The organism is Vibrio sp. 1069 (assembly GCF_033340555.1).
Window position 1 is genome coordinate 63,236 of the sequence record NZ_JAWOWP010000015.1, and the last position, 24,541, is coordinate 87,776.

The 24,541-nt window shown below is 45.0% G+C and carries 18 protein-coding genes; 8 read left to right on the forward strand and 10 right to left on the reverse strand.

The window, feature by feature from the left end:
- Positions 1–19: 19 nt before the first annotated feature.
- Entirely contained in the window at positions 20–703 is a 684-nt protein-coding gene (locus tag R7040_RS19300; RefSeq protein ID WP_064354156.1) for a hypothetical protein, read from the reverse strand.
- Between the two features lie 75 nt (positions 704–778).
- Positions 779–1,696, reverse strand: coding sequence for a leukocidin family pore-forming toxin (locus R7040_RS19305; RefSeq protein WP_005376731.1), 918 nt, complete (start codon positions 1,694–1,696; stop codon positions 779–781).
- Positions 1,697–2,795: 1,099 nt separating this feature from the next.
- Between R7040_RS19305 and R7040_RS19310 the strand changes: the two genes are divergently transcribed.
- A complete protein-coding gene (locus tag R7040_RS19310; protein ID WP_017636059.1) occupies positions 2,796–3,770 on the forward strand; it encodes a DUF1852 domain-containing protein in 975 nt (324 codons plus the stop codon).
- Positions 3,771–3,800: 30 nt separating this feature from the next.
- A complete protein-coding gene (locus R7040_RS19315) occupies positions 3,801–4,829 on the forward strand; it encodes a methionine synthase (RefSeq protein ID WP_017636058.1) in 1,029 nt (342 codons plus the stop codon).
- Positions 4,830–5,836: 1,007 nt separating this feature from the next.
- Here R7040_RS19315 and R7040_RS19320 read toward each other — a convergent pair.
- Both R7040_RS19320 and R7040_RS19325 read right to left on the reverse strand, forming a co-directional pair.
- Positions 5,837–6,856: a DUF2955 domain-containing protein gene (locus R7040_RS19320; protein ID WP_064354155.1), complete on the reverse strand. Its 1,020-nt coding sequence runs from the start codon at positions 6,854–6,856 to the stop codon at positions 5,837–5,839.
- A 9-nt stretch (positions 6,857–6,865) separates the two neighbouring features.
- Positions 6,866–7,930 carry an HlyD family secretion protein gene (locus tag R7040_RS19325; protein ID WP_005376744.1) on the reverse strand — a complete coding sequence of 355 codons (1,065 nt, stop codon included), beginning with the start codon at positions 7,928–7,930 and terminating at the stop codon, positions 6,866–6,868.
- A 99-nt stretch (positions 7,931–8,029) separates the two neighbouring features.
- Here R7040_RS19325 and R7040_RS19330 point away from each other — a divergent pair, with 99 nt between their 5' ends.
- A complete protein-coding gene (locus tag R7040_RS19330; RefSeq protein WP_064354154.1) occupies positions 8,030–8,890 on the forward strand; it encodes a LysR family transcriptional regulator in 861 nt (286 codons plus the stop codon).
- A gap of 150 nt (positions 8,891–9,040) precedes the next feature.
- A complete protein-coding gene (locus R7040_RS19335; protein ID WP_064354153.1) occupies positions 9,041–9,583 on the forward strand; it encodes an isochorismatase family protein in 543 nt (180 codons plus the stop codon).
- A gap of 39 nt (positions 9,584–9,622) precedes the next feature.
- On the opposite strand, the gene R7040_RS19340 is transcribed toward R7040_RS19335, so the two are convergent.
- Positions 9,623–10,519, reverse strand: coding sequence for a 1-aminocyclopropane-1-carboxylate deaminase/D-cysteine desulfhydrase (locus R7040_RS19340; protein ID WP_064354217.1), 897 nt, complete (start codon positions 10,517–10,519; stop codon positions 9,623–9,625).
- A 223-nt stretch (positions 10,520–10,742) separates the two neighbouring features.
- Between R7040_RS19340 and R7040_RS19345 the strand changes: the two genes are divergently transcribed.
- Positions 10,743–11,981: a leucine-rich repeat-containing protein kinase family protein gene (locus tag R7040_RS19345; protein WP_064354152.1), complete on the forward strand. Its 1,239-nt coding sequence runs from the start codon at positions 10,743–10,745 to the stop codon at positions 11,979–11,981.
- Positions 11,982–12,085: 104 nt separating this feature from the next.
- On the opposite strand, the gene R7040_RS19350 is transcribed toward R7040_RS19345, so the two are convergent.
- Positions 12,086–13,375, reverse strand: a complete 1,290-nt coding sequence (locus R7040_RS19350) for a sensor histidine kinase (protein WP_213967568.1) — start codon at positions 13,373–13,375, stop codon at positions 12,086–12,088.
- Positions 13,372–14,049 (reverse strand): response regulator transcription factor, encoded by a 678-nt coding sequence (locus R7040_RS19355; RefSeq protein ID WP_005389368.1) that lies wholly within the window; start codon positions 14,047–14,049, stop codon positions 13,372–13,374. The genes R7040_RS19350 and R7040_RS19355 overlap by 4 nt, the downstream gene beginning before the upstream one ends.
- 152 nt (positions 14,050–14,201) lie before the next feature.
- Here R7040_RS19355 and R7040_RS19360 point away from each other — a divergent pair, with 152 nt between their 5' ends.
- From R7040_RS19360 to R7040_RS19370, 3 genes are read left to right on the forward strand one after another with little or no spacing between them, the layout of a single operon-like run.
- Positions 14,202–15,242 (forward strand): glycosyltransferase family 2 protein, encoded by a 1,041-nt coding sequence (locus R7040_RS19360; protein ID WP_017820495.1) that lies wholly within the window; start codon positions 14,202–14,204, stop codon positions 15,240–15,242.
- A 2-nt stretch (positions 15,243–15,244) separates the two neighbouring features.
- Positions 15,245–16,651 (forward strand): ArnT family glycosyltransferase, encoded by a 1,407-nt coding sequence (locus R7040_RS19365; RefSeq protein WP_045412049.1) that lies wholly within the window; start codon positions 15,245–15,247, stop codon positions 16,649–16,651.
- Between the two features lie 4 nt (positions 16,652–16,655).
- Positions 16,656–17,072 carry a GtrA family protein gene (locus R7040_RS19370; protein WP_064354149.1) on the forward strand — a complete coding sequence of 139 codons (417 nt, stop codon included), beginning with the start codon at positions 16,656–16,658 and terminating at the stop codon, positions 17,070–17,072.
- A 134-nt stretch (positions 17,073–17,206) separates the two neighbouring features.
- On the opposite strand, the gene R7040_RS19375 is transcribed toward R7040_RS19370, so the two are convergent.
- The 3 genes from R7040_RS19375 to R7040_RS19385 form a co-directional block, all read right to left on the reverse strand.
- A complete protein-coding gene (locus tag R7040_RS19375) occupies positions 17,207–18,151 on the reverse strand; it encodes a hypothetical protein (protein ID WP_064354148.1) in 945 nt (314 codons plus the stop codon).
- A gap of 3 nt (positions 18,152–18,154) precedes the next feature.
- A complete protein-coding gene (locus tag R7040_RS19380) occupies positions 18,155–21,652 on the reverse strand; it encodes a T6SS effector BTH_I2691 family protein (RefSeq protein WP_064354147.1) in 3,498 nt (1,165 codons plus the stop codon).
- 262 nt (positions 21,653–21,914) lie between these two features.
- Positions 21,915–24,248, reverse strand: coding sequence for a YgiQ family radical SAM protein (locus R7040_RS19385; RefSeq protein WP_064354146.1), 2,334 nt, complete (start codon positions 24,246–24,248; stop codon positions 21,915–21,917).
- Between the last annotated feature and the right edge of the window lie 293 nt (positions 24,249–24,541).

The following is a 24,541-nucleotide window of genomic DNA, read 5'->3' on the forward strand; positions in this document are numbered from 1 at the left end:
AGGCTATCTCCCTTTACTTTTATTCGCGATGTTCGCTTTGTCTCTCTTTTATCAAGTCATGCTTTTGTTCTTTAAGTAGAGTGATTGCGAGCTTAGTGTCCTCAATCAATTTACTGTTATCGTTGAGATCTTTGCTCTTCAAAGGCAAAACTAGATAATGAATGCTGCCATCTGCATTCTGTACTCCGGTAGCGATGATGACATCACCTTCAGACGCCGTACCAAAATACTCTGATACGACTTTGGTTTCGCTGACACCGTAGCTATCCAAATAGGATGACTCCGTATTGTCAAACAAGATAGGACCCCCTTGCTTAGCTAATGTTCGCAATTGTTTTTGCTTTTTCTCGTCGAATGGATAGTCGGTCGTACTGATGTAACTTACCTGTTCAGCTTCAATAAAATCGTACAGTTCATTGCTCAGTTCATTTAATGGGGCAGATATCCAAGGTGTAGCTGGAATGACGTCGGAAGTATCATCATTGCGACTTAGTGGTGTTGGAGCGGTAACAACCTCTTGAGCAGCATCGCTCTCAGGAGGCGTTACACTTATTGTCGCAGCGTCTTCTGTCTTGATTTGCTCATCAAGGCTTGCAACAGGTTCGGTCTGGGCATTCTTGTTATTTGAATTAATTAGAAATATGGCGAGTACTGCACCAAGTGCTAGCGCCGATCCAGTCAAGAGTTTTTTGTTACTTGTCATGTGTCATGTCTTACCGTTTATTTCATTAGTAAATATAGCGGCCACTTATTTATTCCGTGGCCGCAGGCTAATAAGTTAGTGGTAGAGATCGTCATTCCAAGAGATAGTTACGGCTCGGCTAGTCTCTGTCCATTGACTGCTATCACGATTTTTCTTCCAGGTATTTTCTGGAGTGGTATACCAGCTACACCAGTCGCGACCAAAGTAGTAATTGGTTTTTCGCCAACCAGCAACCAGCTTGACCTCTGATGTATCTAGGCCATCTTGAATGTCATTTTTTCTATATACGACGCCGACTTGTGGTTTAAAGTCTGAACGCATAACGACAGGTAACTCATTGTAATCAATCAAATTACCCATGTCACAACTGGTCCAACGATACAATAACCAGTCTTTAGCTGGCGTATTATGGCGGATAGTCTTGTTTTCAATTAACCAATTAATGCTTTCGTTAGCTTGGTTAAAATCGGCAACCGTTTGAAACTCTGGCTGGTCGTACGTTACACGGTTGCTCCAGGAGATTCCCCCACTAATATTTGGAGAAGTAGAAGCACTGAATCCAAGGTTAAAATCTAGCGACTCACTGACAGATGCCGTTGCAATGGTGTTTTCTGGAGCATGGCTCATGTGGCGTAAAGGGGCGCCATTTAAATAGCTCAGTGCCAGCTTAAAAGCCGTTGGAACGGTGTAACGGTAATCTCCCCCAGTAGCAAAACCATAGATTTGTTCTTTGTTTGGAACATTAGTCATGTCGAAGCCAGAACCGCCATTTAGGATCAACTTGGCTTCTTTAGCGCCATTTGGTAGCAAAGATTGGTTCCAGACATTTTCTAAAGAATAAATTAAGCGGATTTTTTTCGAGCGAGCATCACCATCATCAAGCTGAAGCAACGTCGAAGTGTAAGATTTCAATGTATCTTCAGCATGTGCTGGTGCTAAAGAACCAAGTAAAGCGAGTGCGATAATACTCGCAGAAAGATGCTGTTTTTCCATTATTTTTTCCTATTAGTCAGCCCATAAAGACTTTTGTTTTAAACCATCTTGATGGGCACTTTATAATTATGGACAGGTTATAAATTCAAGCTCAATAAATGAGCGGTGAAATAGTGCATCTTGTTTTTTATTAAAAAAAGAAAAAGGATAGATTCGTGGGATTAATGTCTCATAGTTTTTAAATTCACCACTCAACTATAATAAATAAGAATTTGGTTATTAAGTCTTGTCTTTTTAAGTTATTGCTTAATTTTAATTTTCTAATGTTGTGTTGAGGTTTTCTATTGATAAAAGTGAATTTTATAAATGTTAGCCATGTTATTTTTAGGGTTTTTGTTATACCAAATTAAGTAAAGTATCGTTATGTGGTTATCTCGGGTTTATGGATTTAATTCAAATTAAAACAGTGGTTTATGTTTTTTGTTATTATTTTTTTAGAGCTTAATGTAATAGTTGAGTGATAAAGTCCGTCAATGAAGTTGCCATGTTCGTGTATGAAGTTATATGTGCTTTTACAGCAGGAAATTAAACTTTACGTTTAAGATGGTAAAGATAGAAAAAGAAATAAATAAGATTATTAAATAATCATGTTTCGAGAATATAAAATGTAACGTACTTCTAATTAAACGAATGCTTGAATAAACGATGGAGTGTGAAAAGTGCTATTTAAGTTACGCTGTCCTATATTCCAGTTGGCGTATTGTTTATACAATGCGTTTTCTCGGCTTAAAACTGGTTTACGTACTGCTAATCTCTTATCCGTTTCTTAATTACACATATTGGCAATATGCTCGCCAAGTTACGTGTATTGGTGTCAATGAAAAACAGTATCTACGATAGCTCTCTCAGGGTTGGAACTCCCACTATGAATTTCCTTCATGTTCAATGTGAAACAATACCAATATTACTCAACTCGTGAAGCAAGTATAAAAAAGGACTGCTCTGGTGTTAGGCACTGCGACGGTCATTTTTTGTACGAACCGTTCGTCGTAAGTGCTGTGCAACCTAACGATTGGGAAAACCAAAAAACAAAAAATGTCCCCATGCACAGAGTTAGGAAAAGTCTGCTTTATCTAAGGAAATAGGATACCAACTCACGATGAATAACGATTTCACATTTGCTATCAAAAGCATTCGCTTTGATGAGAATTACCAACCATCAGACAACACGCGAATCACTACCAACTTTGCTAATCTGGCTCGCGGAAACTACCGCCGAGAGAATCTGCGCAATGCGCTCCGAATGATCGACAATCGTTTTAATGCGTTGGCATATTGGGATAACGCGCAAGGTGACCGCTACTCCGTTGAACTTGAAATCATCTCCGTTGATATGGATATCCAAGGTAGTGGAGAAGCCTTCCCATCGATTGAAGTGCTCAAAACCAACATTGTTGACCACAACACTAACGAGCGCATTGAAGGCATTGTGGGCAACAACTTCTCTTCATACGTGCGTGATTACGACTTTAGCGTTTTGCTGTTGGACCACAACAAAAACCAGCCACAGTTCAGCATCCCAGCGAACTTCGGTGATTTGCATGGCAAACTGTTCAAAGCTTTCGTTAATTCTGAGTCTTACAAACAGCATTTCAAAAAGCTGCCGGTGATTTGTCTGAGTGTATCGGACAACAAGGTATACCGACGCACCGAAAACCAACATCCTGTTTTGGGCTTTGAATATCAGCCGAACGAATCTTCGTTGACGGAGCAGTACTTCAAGAAGATGGGCTTACAGGTGCGCTACTTTATGCCGCCAAACAGCGTTGCACCGTTGGCATTTTACTTCTTCGGTGACTTGTTGAACGATTATTCAAACCTAGAGCTTATCAGCACGATTAGCACGATGGAGACATTCCAGAAGATTTACCGACCTGAGATTTACAATGCCAACGCGGTTGCCGGTAATTGCTACCAGCCAAACCTAAAAAACCTAGACCACTCGCTAACTCAAATCGTTTACGACCGAGAAGAGCGCAGCCAACTGGCGATTGAACAAGGAAAATTTGCCGAGGAGCATTTCATCAAACCTTATCAATCTGTGCTTGAACAATGGTCTGCAAACTACGCGTAATCGACAACGAGAATCTAGAAAGGAATGACGATGAAAACACTATTACCGACTTCAACGGCTGGCAGTTTACCGAAACCTTCTTGGCTGGCCGAACCAGAAAAACTTTGGTCACCGTGGAAACTGCAAGGTGAAGAACTGATTGATGGCAAACGTGATGCGCTACGCGTCGCTTTGCAAGAGCAAGAATTGGCAGGCGTTGATATCGTCAGTGATGGAGAGCAAACTCGGCAACATTTTGTGACGACCTTTATTGAGCATTTAAGCGGCGTAGATTTTGAAAACCGTAAAACGGTGACCATTCGCAACCGTTATGAAGCAAGTGTTCCGACGGTGGTTGGCCCAGTAAGCCGCACAAAGCCCGTGTTTGTTGAAGATGCCAAGTTCTTGCGTCAGCAAACTAAGCAACCTATCAAGTGGGCGCTGCCAGGCCCTATGACGATGATCGACACACTTTATGATGATCATTACGGTAGCCGTGAAAAGCTGGCTTGGGAATTTGCAAAGATCCTCAACCAAGAAGCGAAAGAGCTTGAAGCGGCGGGTGTCGACATTATTCAATTCGATGAACCTGCGTTCAATGTGTTTTTCGATGATGTGAACGAATGGGGCATTGCGTGTTTAGAGCGTGCGATTGAAGGGCTGAAATGTGAAACTGCAGTGCACATCTGCTATGGCTACGGCATCAAAGCGAACACGGATTGGAAGCAAACGCTAGGCACTGAATGGCGACAATACGAAGAAGTATTCCCTAAATTGCAGCAGTCAAATATCGATATTATCTCGCTTGAGTGTCATAACTCACGAGTGCCTATTGAGTTACTTGAGTTGATTCGCGGTAAGAAAGTGATGGTTGGTGCGATTGACGTTGCAACCAACGAAATTGAAACGCCAGAAGAAGTGGCGAATACACTGCGAGAGGCATTGAAATACGTTGATGCCGACAAGCTTTACCCATGTACCAACTGTGGTATGGCGCCTTTGTCTCTTGAAGTATCGACCGCTAAGCTCAATGCGTTAAGTGCGGGTGCGGAGATCATTCGTAAAGAGTTGGTGGGTTGATGTTAATACTTAGGCTCCGCACCATGAACTAAAATTAGGGTCATTCTAGCGAGTTTAAATGAGACTAGGAGTCGGTTTACTGCTCGCTAGGAAATAGCGATAACTTCCGCACTTCAAAGCACTCGGTGGGTAGATCCTGAATCACGCTCGTCCCTCGCTGTTCAGGATGACGGATGTTGGAAGATACATTGCTCGCCACAACCCTAGGTATTGGATCTGCTCCAAGAGAGGGTCATTCTAGCGAGTTTAAATGAGACTAGGAATCGGTTTACTGCTCGCTAGGAAATAGCGATAACTTCCGCACTTCAAAGCACTCGGTGGGTAGATCCTGAATCACGCTCGTCCCTCGCTGTTCAGGATGACGGATGTTGGAAGATACATTGCTCGCCACAACCCTAGGTATTGGATCTGCTCCAAGATAGGGTCATTCCAGCGAGTCTAGACGAGACTAGGAATCTGATTACAGCTCGCTAGGAAATGACGATAACTTTCGCACTTCAAAGCACTCGGTGGGTAGCTCCTGAATCACCTCGTCCCTCGTTGTTCAGGATGACGGATATTGGAAGATATATTGCTCGCCACAACCCTAGTTATTAGAGCAGTTTCAAGATAGCGTCATTCCAGCGAGTTTAAACGAGACTAGGAATCTGATAACAGCTCGCTGGTAAATGACGAGAACTTTCGCACTTCAAAGCACGTGATTAGTAGATTCTGAATCACTTCGTCCCTCGCTGTTCAGGATGACGGATGTTGGAAGATACGTTACTCACATACCCAACTATTTGGCTTGTATTCAAATTTTGGTCATTCCAGCGAGTCTAGACGAGACTAGGAATCTACTAACAACTCACTGGAAAATGGCGATAACCTTAGAACTTTACAGCACTCGGTGAGTAGATCCTGAACCACGCTCGTTCCTCAATGTTCAGGGTGACCGTTTTAAATAAAAATGCCGCTCACAGTAAAGTGAGCGACATACATTTCCCGTTTCCAGCCTCTGCCAAGGCTTAATTCAACTCCACGTTCTTCATCTCAGGATGCTTTAGCAATATCACACGAATCCAGTGATGCACCACCCACATCACCATCGCGGTGAGCAGAACAGCAACGAAAATCGAGCTGAAACGGTACAAGATCGAAAAGAACGCGTCTTTTTGTTCTGGCACCAATGAGGTCGTCAGCGGAACCGATAGGGCAGACATGGCAGAAAACGCGATAGCCGCTTTAATTTGCCCCTTGGTGAGCCACAAGCAGAATGGCCCCATCGCAATGGTAAAGGCGAGCCAAAAGAGTAGCCCATGCCCATACCAACTGCCCAATATGAGCTGAACAGCCATCCCTGCGATGCAGCCTAGTGCGGTGCCGATGATGCGAATTTTTGCCATGGCGAGCGAGCCCGCTAAAGTCATTGGGGTTAGGATGATCAAAATGGAAGCTTGTGCGGATAGCGAGTCATATAAGTCTGCTACTTGGAATACGATAAATGCCGCCATCGCCACTACCCAACCCATGGCAACTTGGCTGATGTAGTCAATATCGCTTTTCACGGGGGTCGATATCTCAATGTGTTCGGCGGAGGATTTTGGCTCCGGGAACAACCAATACGCGAATGCGCAAACAAAAATATTGCTGAACGCCATCACCCACATGTTGACGTTGAACTCTTCAATATCCATGAAGTTATAGCTGGCAAAATTCAACACAATTGAACCCACCAACAGCCCCATGTAACCAAACAAATAGGTTTTCTGGTTCATCATTGCAATGCACTTGAACAGCATCATGATTCCAACGGCTACGTTCATTAATGTTGGATGAAACTGCAAGTATTCCAGTAAAAATGTGGCTTGTATGGTTGTCCACACCGCAGAGAAAAACACGATCAATAAAGCCGCTAGGTTAAAGTGGTCCATTCTGCCCAATATAAACAGCGGCATCATGATGGCAAAAAATCCGTAAGACCAACCGAAGATCATGCTTAGCGCGAGCCCTAAAGAGCAGCCGAACCAAATTCGTAAGGTTTTCATTGTCGCCGCCTAGTAAATGAAGTGGAACCAGCTTGCGAGGTGAATCTGTGCTTGCGCCATCAACTGCCAGAAAATGCTGTTGTCTGGGTACAAAACAATGGTAGCGCGAGAGCCGACAAACAGTGCTGGTGGTAACTCTTCGCTGCTGGTTAGGTTCACTCGTGTACGCTGCGCATCACGTACCCAGCGGTTGTTCACTTCCACTTTGGTTAGTGCGCCATTAGGCGTTTGTTGTGCGGCTGCTACACCGTAATCGCGGCTAGCTAAATCAAAGTCGTACACCGAACCCGGGTTGGCATCAAATGTGACCAAGGCGTGGAAAGTCTTGTCTACGTTCGCGACGGATTTTTCACGAAAATCAGCGGCTACCCAGAGTGATCCTGTTGGTACAAATGTCAGCAATGGCATGTTGGTGTTTGCCATCGTGCCAACTTCTAGTTGCAGGTTGGTCACGACACCATCACTGGGAGCGAGTACCGCGGTATTTGCCAAATCAAGTTGCGCCTTTTCGATGCCGTTTTTGGCAATTCGAACGGCGGTGCTTTGACCTTTTTGATCGCCTAATTGCGCCTCAATGACTTTTAAGTTTTGTCGTTCCGCTTTAAGCGCTGCACGTGATACCTGATTTTGGGCAAAGGCATTATCGAGTGTCGATTGAGAGATGACTTTCTGCTTCGATAACGTCAGTAAGCGGTTGTATTCGCGGTGTGCATTATCAAATGTCGCTTGTGCGCGGGCAATATTGGCAAGAGCGGCTTCGCGTTGAGAATACAGTGTTGCTTCTTTTTCATAAGCGGATTGCAGAGACAGCTCCGCCTGTTCAAGTGCTATCTTGTATTTACGATCATCAATCGTAAACAACACATCGCCTTTTTGAACGGACTGGTTATTCTCGATGAGAACGTCGGTCACTTTACCAGATACCTCGGGTGCGACTTGGACAACGTATCCTTGCACTCGTCCTTCGGTCGTTAAGGGGGCGTGGCGGTCAGCAATGATAATGTACAAAAATAGTACGATGAACAGGACAATCAAAGTTCGCATCCAGTGTTTGAATTTTTGGTCAGCCGTCATTACAAGTTCCATTAAACATATTGGATAGCGGATTATAGAGAAGTCACTCACAATTCAGTAGAATGATAATACGAACATAAATGACCTAAAAATAGGACAATGAACGTTAATTTTGATGATATTTACCTATTCACTCAGACGGTGGTTCACGGCGGTATAAGTGCAGCGGCAGAGGCGAATCAACTACAACGCTCAAAAGTGAGTCGTCGTCTGCAAGAATTAGAGAAATCGCTCGGGGTACAGCTTTTGATCCGCACAACACGCAGCATTGAGTTGACGGAGCACGGGAAACGCTTGTTTGAGTTGGTGGGGCAGCCTATTGACCATATTCAGCAAGGTTTAAATGCCATGCACGAATATCAACAAGAGCTGACGGGCAAGGTGCGTTTAGCCATTCCTTCCGCATTGATGAGCTCTGCCGCGTTTAACGCGATCATCACCGAGTACACAACGCGGTATCCGGATATTTCGGTCGAGATTGAAAACCATCAAGAGAGTGTCGATCTCAAGCGTCAATCGTTTGATTTGCAGCTTCTTCCGAGCGTGGTCAAAGTCACCGATGACAGCTATGTGCAGTTCAGTCTTTTGCCTTATCGTAGTCACTTTGTTGCGTCAAAAGCCTATCTAGAATCGCATCCGCCAGTAAAAACGGTGGAAGATCTTAAGCAGCATCGCCTTTTAACTAATCGTTACAATGCTGATTTGCTCGATTCAGATCTGCATGTGGCGTTGCGCTCGGACGACCTCAACTTGCTGCGCTCGATGGCGATAGCAGGAAACGGCATCGCGTTTATTCCACAAATTCATTCCAAGCCTGCACTGAGAGACGGTTTGTTGGTCGAGGTGCTGCCTCAATTCGCGCATCCGAAGCAGCATCTTACTCTGATTTATCCCTCGGCCTTATTTCTGCCCAATAAAGTCAAAGCCTTGATTGAGCTAATTCGAGAGAAATTTAAATAGTCAGTTCAAACCACACTTACCTAAGGGCAAATGTGTGAGCGAAGGTCATCTTTCTAGGTTTTATTGCTCTAACATGAAAGGGTTCTGATACATTAACTGTTGCTCAACTTGTTGAGTATGGTTTGTGGTCGCACAAGATAGGAGATGGAAATGTTATCGAAAGGAAACACGGGCCTGATTGTGGTGGATGTTCAGGGCAAACTCGCTACATTAATGCATGAAAGCGACGCACTGATTGAAAATATCACGAAACTGGTAAAGGGTGCCAAAGCACTAGATTTGCCTATTCTGTGGCTAGAACAGAATCGAGAAAGGTTGGGCCCAACCGCGGAGCCGATTCGTGAAGTGCTTGAAAGCACGCATTTACCTATTACCAAGTACACGTTTGATGGTTGCAAAGAGGCGACGTTTAAGGTCGCGGTGGAGAACGCGAAAGTTGATACCTGGTTGGTTTGCGGTATTGAATCCCACATTTGCGTCTATCAAACCGCGGTTTCTCTGCGCCAGTCCGGTTATCGCGTTGAATTAGTCACGGATTGTGTATCTTCCCGAACCGCTGCCAATAAAGCGCTCGCTCTTGCGAAGTTAACCGCTAACGGTGTGGTGCTCACTGGGCTAGAAATGTGTTTGTATGAAATGGTCGAAGATTGCCGAGCACCTGAATTCAAAGAAATTCTGGCGCTCATCAAATAGAGTAATCACTGGAATCAACAACAACTTTATCTGAACACGCTATTCAAATTCTCGTTGATATCTTGGCAACATCGACTCGTTGCCAAGTAACCCGCCTTGGTGAATATAAATCACCATTTTATCTGTGTTCTCTTCCAACCAAGGGGTGAGGCATTGCCACATATACGGGTCGTATAACAGGTCAAATTCGAGGTCGGTTTGCTCAAAGAGTGCTTTCCATGTGATGTAATCTTCTTCGTACAAGCGACCAAAATGGTGTTTGTTGCGGATAGTTAAAATGGTTGGGTGGCTGTTTTCACCGAGCTGGTTGAACTGCTCAGTTAAGTAATCTGCATCGCCTACGCAAGGGCAAGTTAGCACTTCAATGCCGTGTGGACTTAAATGTTTATGAAGATATAAAGACGTCGTGCCAGTGCCTGATGGCAGGGCGACCGCAAACTGCTCTTTACCTCTCAATCGCGTCCAATCAAGAATTTCTCGTGCTAACTGTTTGATGCCAGCTTCAGCGAGGTGGGAACGTCCACCTTCTGGAATAAGCAATGTCGATTCATCTAATCTTCGTACCTGGTGGATGTACTCACTAGGGTGGAGTTCGCTACCGATGTCTTGCATGGCGGTGATTTTCATACCCAAATCGAGAGCGCCGCGATAGTTTCCGATGGGGGAGCTTTTTAGCCAAGATGGAATGTGATGAACATAAAACTCAAATGCCCAATCTTTAATCTGGGCGAGAGCCGCTAGCGAGTACATGGCATTAGATTGAGCGGAGCCAAAGCTTATTAACGTGGTGATGTCGGGATTGTGCTCTTCCATTAACGTCATAAACTTACGTGCTTTGTTCCCAGAAAAGTGGGAGTGGAGCATGTCGTCACGTTTAAGGAAAAATTTGTGCCCATTAAAGCTATGTTGGGTGATAGGACTTTCTGAGAGTTTCATGTCGATGCTGACGGAATAAACCGTGTCACCTTTGCCATTTAAAAAGGGCGCGTAGTGTAACGCCATTAAACCCAGATAAAAAGTCTGTGTTTCAGTACAACCATTTCGGTTATTCCTGATGTTTTGACGCGCTTTTACTGGGGCTGTAATGCAATGGCTCGCCTTTCTGCTTCAAGCCACGTAAACTACGCCGCTTATTTCAACTCAATCAGAAGGCTTGGTTTTGCAAACTCTAGAACAATTAAAAACAGGACAATTAGTAGGAACGAAACAACTGAAGTTGGCAGAAGGGCTAACTGAGTTTCCTATGGAAATTTTAGAGCTTGCAGAAACGCTTGAAGTGTTAGATTTGTCTGGTAACGCACTGTCAGATTTACCACCAGAGTTGGAACAGTTGACCAAGCTAAAAATCATCTTTGCTTCCAACAACCAGTTCACCCATCTGCCAGAGGTCTTGGGTAAATTGCCAAACCTTGAGATGGTTGGGTTTAAAACCAACAAGATTAAAGTGGTGAGTGAAGCCTCACTACCAACTCAGTTACGTTGGTTGATTCTGACCGACAACGAGATTGAAGTTCTGCCAAACAGTCTGGGTGAAAGACCACGCCTAAGAAAGCTTGCATTGGCGGGCAATCGCATCAAACAACTGCCAAACAGCATGGAAAACTTGGTCAATTTAGAATTGATTCGTTTATCTGCGAACCAGTTAGAGCACTTCCCGGATGTGTTGATGAAGCTGCCTAAATTGGCATGGTTTGCTTTCGCAGGTAACCCATTCTGCAAACACCCATCTTCGTTAGACAGTGTGCCGAAAGTGACGACAAACAGTTACTCGCTTAATCATGTTCTTGGCCAAGGTGCGAGTGGTGTGATTTCTCATGCTAACTGGACTGACGCTCAATACGACTTCCCGAATGAAGTGGCGGTGAAAGTGTTCAAGGGCGAAGTGACCAGCGACGGCTACCCACATGATGAACTTGAAGCATGTTTGCAAGCCGGGCATCACAACAACTTGGTGAAATCCATCGCGCAAGTGGATGACGGTAATGAGCTTGCTTTGGTGATGGAGCTGATCCCAAACTGTTACTACAACTTGGGTTTGCCACCAACGTTGGAAACTTGCACCCGAGATACATTCCCACAAGGTTTTACGTTGACGGTCGAGCAAGTCAATTCCATTGTTGAGCAGATGGTGGACGTGTTTAATCACCTGCACGACAACAAGGTGTGCCATGGCGATTTGTATGCGCACAATACTTTGGTTAATGAGCAAGGTGAGATGATCTTCGGCGATTTTGGTGCGGCGAGCATTTACGGTTACTTATCGGACGAACAGCAAGCGGCAATCCGAACCATTGAATCTAGAGCGTTGAAGTACTTTATCGAAGATATGTTTTCTGTGTGTGAGGCGTCGGAATCGGCATCGCAAGCATTCAATCGACTAGCAGCGCTTGCAGCATAAGATTTCATTCAATCGAAATTAAAAAGAGGTATCGAATTGCTCGTTTGATACTTAGCAAAGTAGATACCTCTCAATTGAATTAGGCGCTGAGGAAGTTACTCTGATCAAGCCTCTTGATGCTCTGACGCAAGATTAATCACCGCCTCACAACCACCTTCTGGATGTGTACCAATCTTAAATTGCCAGCCATAACGCTGGCATAAATCATCCACAATCATCAAACCCAATCCGTGCCCATCAGAATGTGGAATGGTCGAAAAGCCTTCGCCTTCATCACGTACCGAGATGGTGTTTTCCCCGATGCTGATATGAATTGATCCCGATGGTGTCGCGGCGATGCCGTTGCGAATCAGGTTGCCAAGAATAATGGTCAACACGGCATTGGTCGCGCGCGTTCTAGGGTTGCCGTCGATCTGTACATCAAAGCTGAGTGCTTTCTCATCCGCCTGAGCTTGGCTTTGGAAGATGATTTGGATGAGTTCTTCTTCGGTGATGCTGCGCACTGGTGAATCATCTGCATTACGCTCGTAACGCACTAAGCCGAGTAGGGCATCCACCATAGTCGACATCTGCTGCGTTGCATCTTGAATTCGGTTCACCTGGCGGGTCTGGAAATCCGTGTTCGCACTTCTTGCCAGTAAACTGCTTGAGCCTTTCATTACGGTTAACGGTGTACGCAGTTCATGGCTTGCGTATCGTGCAAAGGCTTGCTCACGCTTGATGACTTGGTTGATTTTGTGGCGATACTCATTCAACTCATCCGCGAGGGTTTGGAACTCTTTGGCCGAGCCCTCTGGCACGCTAAAAGTTTGCGTAGCATCGCCTTGATGATGGTCGAGTTGAGTTTTAAGCGCATTGACGGGTTCAATCAAGCGTTGTGATAAGCGCAGCAGGAGGCTACCAAACAGGAACACCAGCACGGCGACAATGGACAGCACCATAGCGACGACGAGAATGAATTCCTCTGAGGTGATCTCGATTTCATCAATCAAGGAAACCAGAATAACGGGATGTTCAACGCCTTTGTAGGTGTAAGTGCTCATGTAAACCATGCGCGAGTATTCACCGTCTTCTACTTCATCAAGAAAGTGCTTTTGACCAATCAGGTATTTTTGATAGCGCTCGGCAACCAATGAGATGTCGTTGTATGCAGTGGTGAGCAGGTCAAGTTGAATACTGCCTTGCTCTGGGTGGGACTGGAAATGTTCAATTGCTTCTTTTTTGTCGACCATAATACGACGCTCGCCCACGCGGTCTTCAGACCAAAGCAGGGAGCCGGTAATCAACAAAAAGCAGAAGATGCCAATCACGACCGACACAAAAGAGAAAAACAGAGCGAGTCGCCCTGTCATACTTTGTGTGCTTTGCGTGCTAGCAAGTAAGCGATTGATCATGCACCTGTCTCCAAGCGGAAGCCAACTTTCGGCACGGTGATAAGCACATGTTGTTCAAATGGCTTATCAAGTTGGTTGCGAAGTTGGTAAATGTGGCTGCGCAGAACGTCGTTGTTCGGCTCGTTCTCTTGCCAAAGTTGGAAGGCAATTTCTTCGCGTGTCACTACGTCTGGCGCGCTTTTCACAAGCATTTCCAGAATGGTGTAAGTGGTAGGGTTTAGCGCCAACAGTTTATCTTGGCGATAAGCTTTACGCGTTTTTTGGTCGATAGACACTTCACCGTATTCCAACTTGCTCGATGCGACAGTGCCACGGTAACGGCGGATCAGTGCCATCATGCGCGCTTCAAGAATATCCAGATCGAAAGGTTTGGTCAGATAGTCATCCGCACCGTGTTGGAAGCCTTTGAGCATATCGTCACGGCTATCGAGCGCCGTCAGCATAAGTACCGGTGTGTTGTTGCCCGCGTCGCGAAGTTTATTACACATGGTCAGGCCATCCATGCGTGGCAGCATGAGATCGAGCAAGATGATGTCGAAGGTGTTTTCCATCGCTAGTTTCAGGCCGAGTTCGCCGTTGTCTGCATAATCGAGTTCCATACCTGCACACTCAAAATAATCGAACAGCATGCCTGCAATTTCTCGATTATCTTCGACTAAAAGTACGCGTTTCATGTATTTCTCTCCAAGTGGGCAGGTGTTCGAAAATAAGACTTCGTCTTAACCGAACATTATTCACTAAGGACGTGAAAAAGATGTCAATAACATCTCTTTCACGTTGATGTTTGTAGACTGGATTCATTCATCGGATTTAGTGGAAGAGTAGCATGTCAACCTTCAACATTCACGCTGCAACCTTTTCAAAGGTGAGCCAACACACTGAGCCTAAAACAGTTTTGTCTGTTGTGGTGCCATTCTTTAACGAGCAAGAAGTCTTGACTGAATTTCATCGTCGTTTAGCCGCCGTTTTGGATGAAATGCCAGAACATTGCGAAATCGTCTATGTCGACGACGGCAGCAAAGATGACAGCCTAATGATCGCGCAAAACTTTTCTCAATCTTCTAGCGACGTTCGTTGTATTGCATTAAGCCGTAACTTTGGCAAAGAGTCCGCCATGAGTGCGGGTCTGGAACACTGCCAAGGTGAAGCGGTGATTGTGATTGATGCCGACTTGCAAGACCCACCGGAGTTGATCCCGCAAATGGTATCAAAATGGCGTGAAGGTTATGACGTGGTGAACATGCAGCGCAGTGAACGCCACGGTGAAACCTGGTTCAAACGCTTCTCGGCCGCTTGCTTTTACAAAGTGCTTAATAGCATGGCGAAATTGGATGTGCCGGAGAACGTGGGCGATTTCCGTCTACTGAGCGCAAAAGTGGTTAAACACATCAATGCGCTGCCAGAACGTAACCGATATATGAAAGGCATTTTTTCTTGGCCGGGTTTCAAGCAAGTGACGGTTCAGTTTGAGCGTGACGCTCGTTTCTGTGGTGAAACCAAATGGAACTACCTCAAGCTAATTGGCCTTGCAATGGACGGCATTACCTCGTTTTCCATTCGTCCTTTGCGCTTAGCGACACTTGCTGGTGCGTTAGTGGCGTTCAGTGCCTTTATCTATGGCGCATTCATAGTGATGAAAACCGTAGTGTTTGGTGAGCCTGTCACTGGCTACCCATCCATGATGGTCGTCCAACTTGCCTTGGGCGGTGTGCAACTGCTGTCGATTGGCCTTTTGGGTGAATACATTGGCCGCATTTTTGTCGAGACCAAGCAACGTCCTCTTTATCTTGTTCAGTCTGTTTACGAGCAGCCTGCAAAACATCAATCCATCCAAACCATGAAGTTTAAACTGGGAGAAACCGCGTAATCATGAGTATTAATAAAACCCATCTGTGGTTGTTGTTGGCGTTTGCTCTTTTACTTCGTCTTATTTCACTTGCTGCCTACCCTTTGATGGACACCACAGAAGCCCGCTACGGTGAAATGGCGCGTTTAATGGTGGAAACAGGCAATTGGCTTACCCCACAGTTTGATTACGGCGTGCCTTTTTGGGGGAAACCACCCCTGTTCACTTGGATGAGTGCTTACGGCATTGAGCTGTTTGGATTGAATGAATTTGCAGTGCGCGCGCCTCATTGGTTAGCGGGTGTTGCGACGATTGTTTTTGTTGCTTTCATGGCGCATCGCGCTGGCTTTAATGCAGTCATCGCAGCGTTGGTACTGGCGACGTGTGGCATCTTTTCAATTGCTGCGGGTGCGGTGATGACAGACATGGCGCTGACGTTGGCAATGACGATGGCGATGGTCGGCTTTTACTACTGCTGGCTTGGCAAAGACAAACACAGCCGATTGTGGGGTTACCTCGGTTTCTTTGGTTTGGCTTGTGGATTATTAGCAAAAGGTCCAGTGGCGATCGTGATCATGGGCATCGCAGTGTTTCCTTGGCTTGTGATTCAGCATGGTTTCTTCGGTGCCTTCAAAGCCTTGTGGCAGCGTTTTCCAATTGTATCGGGTTTGGCGCTTATGCTGGCGATTGCTCTGCCTTGGTACATCATGGCAGAAATGGCGACGCCTGGATTTATTGATTACTTCATTGTTGGCGAGCACTTCAAGCGTTTTGTTGTCAGCGGTTGGGAAGGGGACCTGTATGGCTCTGCTCATGATCAACCACGTGGGATGATCTGGGTATTCTGGCTGCAATCGGCTGCGCCTTGGTCAATTGTATTGCCTATCTTGGCTTGGAAACGTCGTAAGGTACTCAAAGCTATTGAAACCGATCATCAAGGTTTGTTTAGCTTCCTGATGTGTTGGCTGATTTCTCCAATGATCTTGTTCACCATGGCTGGGAATATTCTGCCTGCTTACGTATTACCGGGTGTGCCTGCGTTGGGTATTTTGATTGCAATGCTGGTGGATAAACACGATTTCAAATGGTTGACCGGAACGGCAGCGGTGTTGCCAGCCCTGCTTATGATTGCGATGTTGGTTTTGAATATGGGCAAAGCAGATAGCCGCAGCGACCGTATAATCTTCGCGCAAATTAATGACAACGCTCCGGTCTTTTACATTGGTAAGCGCCCGTTCTCAGGTCAGTTCTATAGTCATGGTCAGGCGAAAAAGCTTGAAGATAAGAATGACTTAAACAATCTGAAGAAATTCCACCTGATTGGTAAATCGCAGCAAGTGGATAGCATGATTCATGAAAATGCGTTGAGTTGTACCAACGAGTTCACAGCAAAATCGAAACGCTCACTCTACACCTGTGTGGTTGGATAGCGGAATGGGCAAATTACCAAAATTTGCTTCGCTGGAAAGGTTTGCTTCGTTAACAAGGTTTGCTCTAGTAGGTGGTGTCGGCTTTATGGTCGACACCCTTATCTTTTCTGTGTTGTTCCATTGGCTTGGTCTGGAGTTGATGCTGGCTCGTGGGATAGCATTTTTGTTTGCGGCAACCACGACTTGGCGTGGCAATCGCTGGCTGACTTTCTCTCAAGCAGAAAAAACCAACCCTTTCGCTCAATGGCAAAAATTTATGGCGAGTGCCTGTATCAGTGCTTTGCCGAACTTTATTGTGTTCAAAGGCGTAACGCTCTCGTTAGGGACGCAAGGAGTGATGGTCTATTTGGCTTTGATCTTAGGCATATTGGTAGGCATGGTGAGTAACTATTTACTCAGTGCAAAATGGGTGTTTAGTTGAGGATAGAAAGGTTCGGGCTTACTATCCTATCCTCGAGTTAAAAATTCGTTATTTGAACCAATTTTTCTTTTTGTACATCAGAGTAAATCTAAAGCTTTTCATGGGGGGATGTAAAAAGGTAAACAAGCCAAGGTTTATACCTTGGCTGCCGTTAGTTCAGATTTTGATTGTTCGATTTCAGATTCCGTTTGCCACTTGCCGTTGTAAAGGTATTCACGCTCAGGAAGTGGGGCATTTGACGCCCTTAAATCAAATACCTCTTCGGTTTGATATTCTCTACTACAAACTGGAATACTAAAGAGCCTTGATTCTGGCTTTGCTTCAAACAGCTTTTTATGATCATCGACCTCTTTACAATCCAGTTTGTAGACCTCTGACAGTTGTGTGACCATGGATTCTAAATCCGCTTCAGTTTTAAAGAAAACATAACAATCTGATCTATCTTGTGAGCGAAAGATAGTCTTATGAGCAGTATCTCGATATCTGCATATGTCATGCTTAAAATAGAACTGGATCACTTTCCTTTTTTTATTGTAGTCCGCAAACAGCCAATCCTCACGCTCTCCAATTCTCACTTCTGTTGGTTCATCTGGTTGGCGTTTAAGCATTTTAAAGGAGACTAATATAAAAGCACCTGCACCTGCTAACGCCATCGGGCCAACCATCGCTACCATCACCACACATACCACTGCACCTATCCAGCCAACGGCTTGCGTGGCGGTATTCACCCACTTAGGCATGTTGCGACGTTTCTTCATCACAAAGCCTTTGTCAGAAAAAATATAGTCATAGCGATAGTCGAGGCCAATCGTAAGGTAAAAGGCTCCAGACACCATCACCGATAAAATAAAAGAAAAAATAGTTACGTCAACCGTGTCACTCGTATGTATAAACAAAGTTAATAGGAATGGAGCGATCACAAATGGAAACGCAAAAAGTTTAAAGTAATAGCGAAATGGTTCCTCTACATCATACTTATGCCATGTTCTGACGTTATCGCCTGCGAGTATTTCTTGCTCTTGTGCCTCTTGATAAACTGCCAACTCTTCTGGAGTGATATAAAATGGTGAATATGCCAAGGGTTACTCCTTAAAACCTAATGTGCCAACAACGGTGGTGAGTGATTTTTTAATGATATTTTGTTTGGTATTGTCTGAAATCACGCGATAAGTTGCACTCTGTTTTACGCTATTTTGGAACCAATACTCACGCTTTGATGGAGCATCATCTTCCGTATCGTACACCACTTGCATTGCAAGGTAATGGTCTACTTCTGTGATTGGCAATGCTACCTTGTACACCACCAATTCGGCACTAGCTAGGTCTTGAGTTTTAAGAGTGACTAAATCTGCGTTTTGATGCCACGAGCCGGACGTCAAATCATCTTCTGTTGCCTTGCTGTTAGTACTCACCATAATACCATTCGTTGCAGCGCGCCGTGGCAGCTGAATATGCACTTCCAAGCCAACTAACTCACGATGTGTATAGCCTGGATAAGCCTGTATATTTTCAATAGGTTGATGGTATATCGTAGGCTGTTGAATAATAGATTGTAAGTCAAACAGCGCTTGCTGCACTAATGCTGAATTATGCTTCTCTCTTTCGGGCAAGCTCGAAGATTGGCTCCACTGAGTGCGAGCAGGGTGATAACCCCAAGGCAGTTTATCTAACCATTTTTGGAAATCATCTTGTTTCAGTTTATTCAACTTATAATTGATGGCTAAGTATGTAACTGTAAGAATAACTAAAGCTGCCGTTACCGGGCCACCAAAAAGCAAGTTAGTCGAAAAAGTACCAGTAGAGGCTCCTAAGAACTGAAACGCACCAATCGCACCAGTTAAACCAAGTGTTACGGTATTCGCTAAATATAATTTGCTTTCGAGGCCATAAACGTTATCGATACTCTGCCAAGAACGGTAAGCCTCAATACCTGAAGCCAGCGCTCCTAAAGCCCCTGTAATCGCAAGCCATTTATTAAATACTTTTAAGTCATCAAGAATCAGGTTTTCAAAGCCTTTTGTATTTCGATCTACTAACTTTTTTAGAGTTTTTAGCGAGTGCTCTCTGAGTTCGTCACTTCCCTTAACCTTATCCCAATACTTACCCGTACGAATACCCGTCCAAGCGTTTGCTGTATAAAAAAGCTTTTGCTGAATATCTAAAAATTCATCTGAGGATGTTAACCCTGTGTCTTGGATACTGCTCATGGCATCACCAAGCGCGATGCAGTTAAATACTAATGCCAGAAAGCCTAGACCACCGGCATTCTCGAACAGTTTATTCAAGTCATTGAGCTTATTCATCACGATCCGCGTTCTAAGCTCGATGGTTCTTTGAGGTAGATCATCAGGTAACTCAATGTACTGCGGGTACTCCAATGTAGCTACAGCGAGAGCCTTCTTAATAGTCTTTCTATTTTCTAAAGCTGTTGTGTATTTAGAGTCAGCTTTGCGGTTATTTTTCTGGAAGTCAGCAATGATTGCATCGTTTTTTTCGAGCTTAATCAGATAATCATTTACGCGTGTTTTCCATTTTTTAAAATCGTGAGCGTAACCTTCTTTTATTGTTACGGGCATATTGTGTGCCATATGTTCTGCAATAACGGCAAATAAATAATAGCTATGACGGTTCAGAGGTTTAGCGAAAACAGGCATCAGCGAAATTGATACTTGTGAGGTCATGCTAACACCAAACTCTACAACGCCTTTTGCAAGCGCACCTATTGCAGATTTAAAAATAATATCCAGCTCTTGGAAACCTTTGGCGATATCTTTGAGAAAGGCTGTTTCCGCAGTGTTTGGGTTGGAAACAAAGTCCATGATCTTAGAGTATATATTCACGCGGTTGCTGGTATCAGATATCTGGTCCATCAACTGATTATCAGGATCAGGATTTTCTGAGACGATCGACTGTTCATCAAGCGCCTCTGTAATATTCTTCTCCATCACTTTAAATAAACTACGACTAAACCCAGAGGCATAGAGAGCAAGTAAACTGGTTGGTCTTTCCCATTGGCTTTCAGCCCATTGGCGGTCTTCTTCTTGCATCACCAGAGTAAATGACTCAACGGCTTGCTTGTGCAGTTGATACAAGCTGTACTGCGTGTCTTCGCTGTATAGGTCGAAGGTTCTCTCAAGATGATGAGGTGTTAAGGACTCCATTACTGCGATAAAGTCGCGTTTGACCGAAACCACTTGGGCTAGCATGGTTTCTTTTTGCTCTGACAGCTCTTGCATCTCGCTCAGCATTTGCTTCCAGTTGAGCTGCTGACGCCAGCGTTCAGTCGCTATCCATTGTTCGTATTTACCAAAACGGCTCGCAGAAATTCGATATTTGTCCTGTATCGCTTTAGCAATGTCACTTTGGGTATGTTGGTGTGATTCAATCGCTCCAGCGGAAAATTTAGCAGGATAGCCGGACTGAACTGAGCTTTTGTTCTGCTCTGCCAAATCAAGTTGGTGAGAAGAGTCATAATAGTCAGCCATGTCGGTATAAAACGACAGCTCTTCGCCGTTACGCTTAACGCTAGCTGGCATGTCTATCTCGTCACTTGCACCAAACATACACAGTTGCATGGCGGTCTGCATCAAGTTCCACTGGTTTGAAAACTGGTCAGTGAAAAGGCGGTAAGGGCTTGCGGCACCAACAAAATGCAGTGACATATCTTGAATGTCTGCGGCGTAATCTTTTATCGCGACGAAGTTGCCTGATTCTTCTTCTGGAATCGCAGAGGTTAAATCGCTTTCGACTGCGACAGGTTTAAAAACAGAACCATCTTCATCTGCTTTGGTGGCGATGCCAGAATCCGCAAAGCGACCATCATCGACGGCAGAAGATTCAATATCAGCGACTTGGGTTAACTTATCAATTGGTGCAATGTTGTGCTGATTCTCGTTTGAGGATAGAACAATGGTTTGCATGCGATCGATATGATTACTCGGATTGTTAAGTACGCGCATGAACGTGTGCCATGTCCAGCGGTGCTCAGAGAAGCAAATCGATAGTACGCTTCCGTTGACGTAAGTAAGAAAGGGCTTTGCATCTTGTGGTGTCCCACGCTGCTCTGATTTTGGGCTTTCTGATTCTCCCAACTTATAGAGCGTGAATTGCGTTCCTTTGATTTCGTATTCGTCTAAGCTTTTGTTGATTGCATCATAGACATACAGCCAACCGTCGCGCAGTTGACGCAGGGTGTAACCAACGGTATTGAGTTTGGCTGGGCCTTGCCCTTTCCATTCTTCAGGCAAACCAAAAGGTTGTGTCTCTTCTGTTTCTAGCTGATCGATGGCATAGCGGACTGGGATAAAGTGCGCAGGTGATGCTTCCGTTGCTTCTTTCTCAGTTTTTAAATTGAGAGGCTCTGGTTCAGACGGCGGTGGCGGATCGATTTTTTTTGTTTCTCCCTCCCAAAACATACTGCGCTCTGGGGGTGAGCCAGCAAGATCATCGGATTCCGTGGTTGGAACGATATTCAGCGATTTCAGTGTACCATCGCTTTCAAATGCCTGAACGGCCTCCTCATAGGTATAGCTGTTGTCATACCAGAACATAGAAGTTTTTGGGGGAAGTGGATTATTCATCGTTAGCCCATGTTTAAGAGTTTTATTCTATTACGCAAATATCGCACCAAAATAAAGCAATTAAAAATCAATGAGTTAGATTTTTATGGTTTTGCGTCAATCAAATAATTGTTTGTTTTTCCAATAAGTTGGTTGGTGTTTACCATTTTTTGTATTGATTGAATCAAAGTTTTAGTTGTGAGTGATGCCTCAATGAGCCGACAAAACAAAAGGGCTCCAGAGTTACCTCTGGAGCCCTTTCTAGTATTTAAGTGCTAAAGAGTTAGCGACGCTTTGGTTTACGTTGACCAGCTGGTTTGCTTTGTCCTTGTGGGCGACCTTGGCCTTGCGGCTTGCTACCTGCCGGGCGGTTTGCACCGTTGCCGCTAGGACGTTGGCCGTTGCTTGCAGGGCGTTGACCACCTGTAGCTTTACCCGAACCGTTACGGTTGCCAGATGGTTTACCATCTTTTGAACCGCCTTCAGAACGTTTGTTCAAATGACCACCGAAGCCTGGTTGGTTTTTGGTATGTTTGGTTGCAAAGCGGTTTGCCCCGTGACGACCAGATTTACGACGTTGCGCAGGTGTTTGTGCTTCAATGTCTTCCGCAGGAACGAGACAGCCTTGTTTGTCACCGATCAAATGTTTTTTACCCATACTGACTAGGGCTTCACGGATCATTGGCCAGTTTGCTGGATCGTGATAACGCAACAGCGCTTTATGCAGGCGACGTTGACGTTCACCTTTTGCTACAGGTACATCTTCACGTTTTTTGTACTTCACGCGTTTCAGAGGGTTTGTCTCTGAGTAGTACATCGACGTTGCGTTACACATTGGCGAAGGGTAGAAGTTTTGTACTTGGTCACATTCGAAGTTGTTCTTTTTCAGCCACAGAGCAAGGTTCAGCATGTCTTCGTCTTCTGTGCCTGGGTGCGCAGAGATAAAATAAGGGATTAAGTACTGCTTCTTGCCTGCTTCTGCACTGTATTTCTCGAACATCTCTTTAAAGCGATCGTACGTACCCATGCCTGGCTTCATCATCAGATCAAGAGGACCTTTCTCTGTATGTTCCGGTGCAATCTTCAAGTAACCGCCTACGTGGTGAGTCACGAGCTCTTTCACGTATTCTGGTGATTCAATCGCAAGGTCGTAACGTACGCCAGATGCAACCATCACTTTCTTCACGCCTTCAACTTTACGCGCTTCGCGGTATAAATCGATCGTGTGTTTGTGGTCTGTGTTTAGCTTGTTACAGATGCCCGGGAATACACAAGAAGGACGACGACAGTTCGCTTCCGCTTTTGGATCTTTACAGCCCAGGCGGTACATGTTTGCAGTCGGGCCACCAAGATCGGAAATTGTGCCGGTAAAGCCTGGAACTTTGTCGCGAATTTCTTCAATCTCGTTGATGATAGACTCTTTCGAACGGTTTTGAATGATTCGACCTTCATGCTCGGTAATCGAACAGAAAGAACAGCCACCAAAGCAACCACGCATGATGTTCACAGACGTCTTGATCATGTCGTACGCAGGAATTTTTGCTTTGCCGTACATAGGATGAGGAACACGCGCGTAAGGCAGGCCAAACACAAAGTCCATCTCTTCGGTCGTCAATGGAATTGGAGCTTGGTTTACCCAAAGTTCACGATCACCATGGCTTTGAAGTAACGCTCGACCAGAGTACGGGTTCGTTTCTAAATGCAGTACACGGCTTGCATGCGCATAAAGAATGCGATCGTTTCTTAGCTTTTCAAACGAAGGTAAACGGACCGCAGTCGTCGCAGCATCGTGGCGTGATGGGCGAATTGTGATTGGTTGTGCAACTGGCTCGTCTTTTTTAGTTTCACACTGAGTTTCTACTTCGTACGGGTTCTTTGGTACGAACGCTTCTTTACGAGGTTTTTCAATGCGAGAAGAATCAATAACCGTGTAGCCTTCTGGTGCAGCTGGCAAGTTCACGGCAGTACCACGAATATTGGTCATGGTGCTGATGTCTTCGCCGTTTGCGATGCGATGTGCTACTTCGACAAGTGCGCGCTCTGCGTTACCAAAAAGTAGGATGTCTGCTTTTGCATCAAACAGTACAGAACGGCGAACTTTATCTGACCAGTAATCGTAGTGTGCAACACGGCGTAGGCTAGCTTCGATACCACCTAAAACAATAGGTACTTCTTTGTATGCCTCACGACAACGTTGAGAGTAAACCAACGTTGCTCGGTCTGGGCGTTTACCACCTTCGTTATTCGGTGTGTACGCGTCATCGTGACGAAGCTTTTTATCCGCGGTGTAACGGTTGATCATGGAGTCCATGTTACCCGCAGTGATCCCGAAGAACAGATTTGGCTTACCAAGTTGCATGAACGCATCTTTATTTTGCCATTCTGGTTGAGCAATGATACCGACACGGAAACCTTGTGCTTCTAGCAGGCGGCCAATGATAGCCATACCAAAGCTTGGGTGATCCACATAAGCGTCACCGGTTACAATGATAATGTCACAGCTATCCCATCCTAGGGCATCCATTTCTTTGCGACTGGTCGGCAAGAAAGGTGCCGTACCAAAACACTCTGCCCAGTATTTTTTGTACTCATGAATAGGAGTGATGTTATTGGTCATATTTTGCTCTCTGTTCCAGGGAGCGCGAATTATAGCGATTTGATTATCAGGTATCTATAACAAACTCATCTATTCAAGCTTAGTTCATCGAGTTTTATTTGGTTTGTAAAAATATCAATGCTCTATCGGCGATTTTCTGTCTAATTTCACCTTGAAAGCCTCATGGTTATAGATCGGTTCATGAAAAATGTCGCAATCTTAATACAAAGCATAAGCAATGGTGTGCTTATATGGGGTAAAGCCTATAATCAAATTGGTGCATATTAAATACAAAAGGCTGAGCTGCTCTGGAA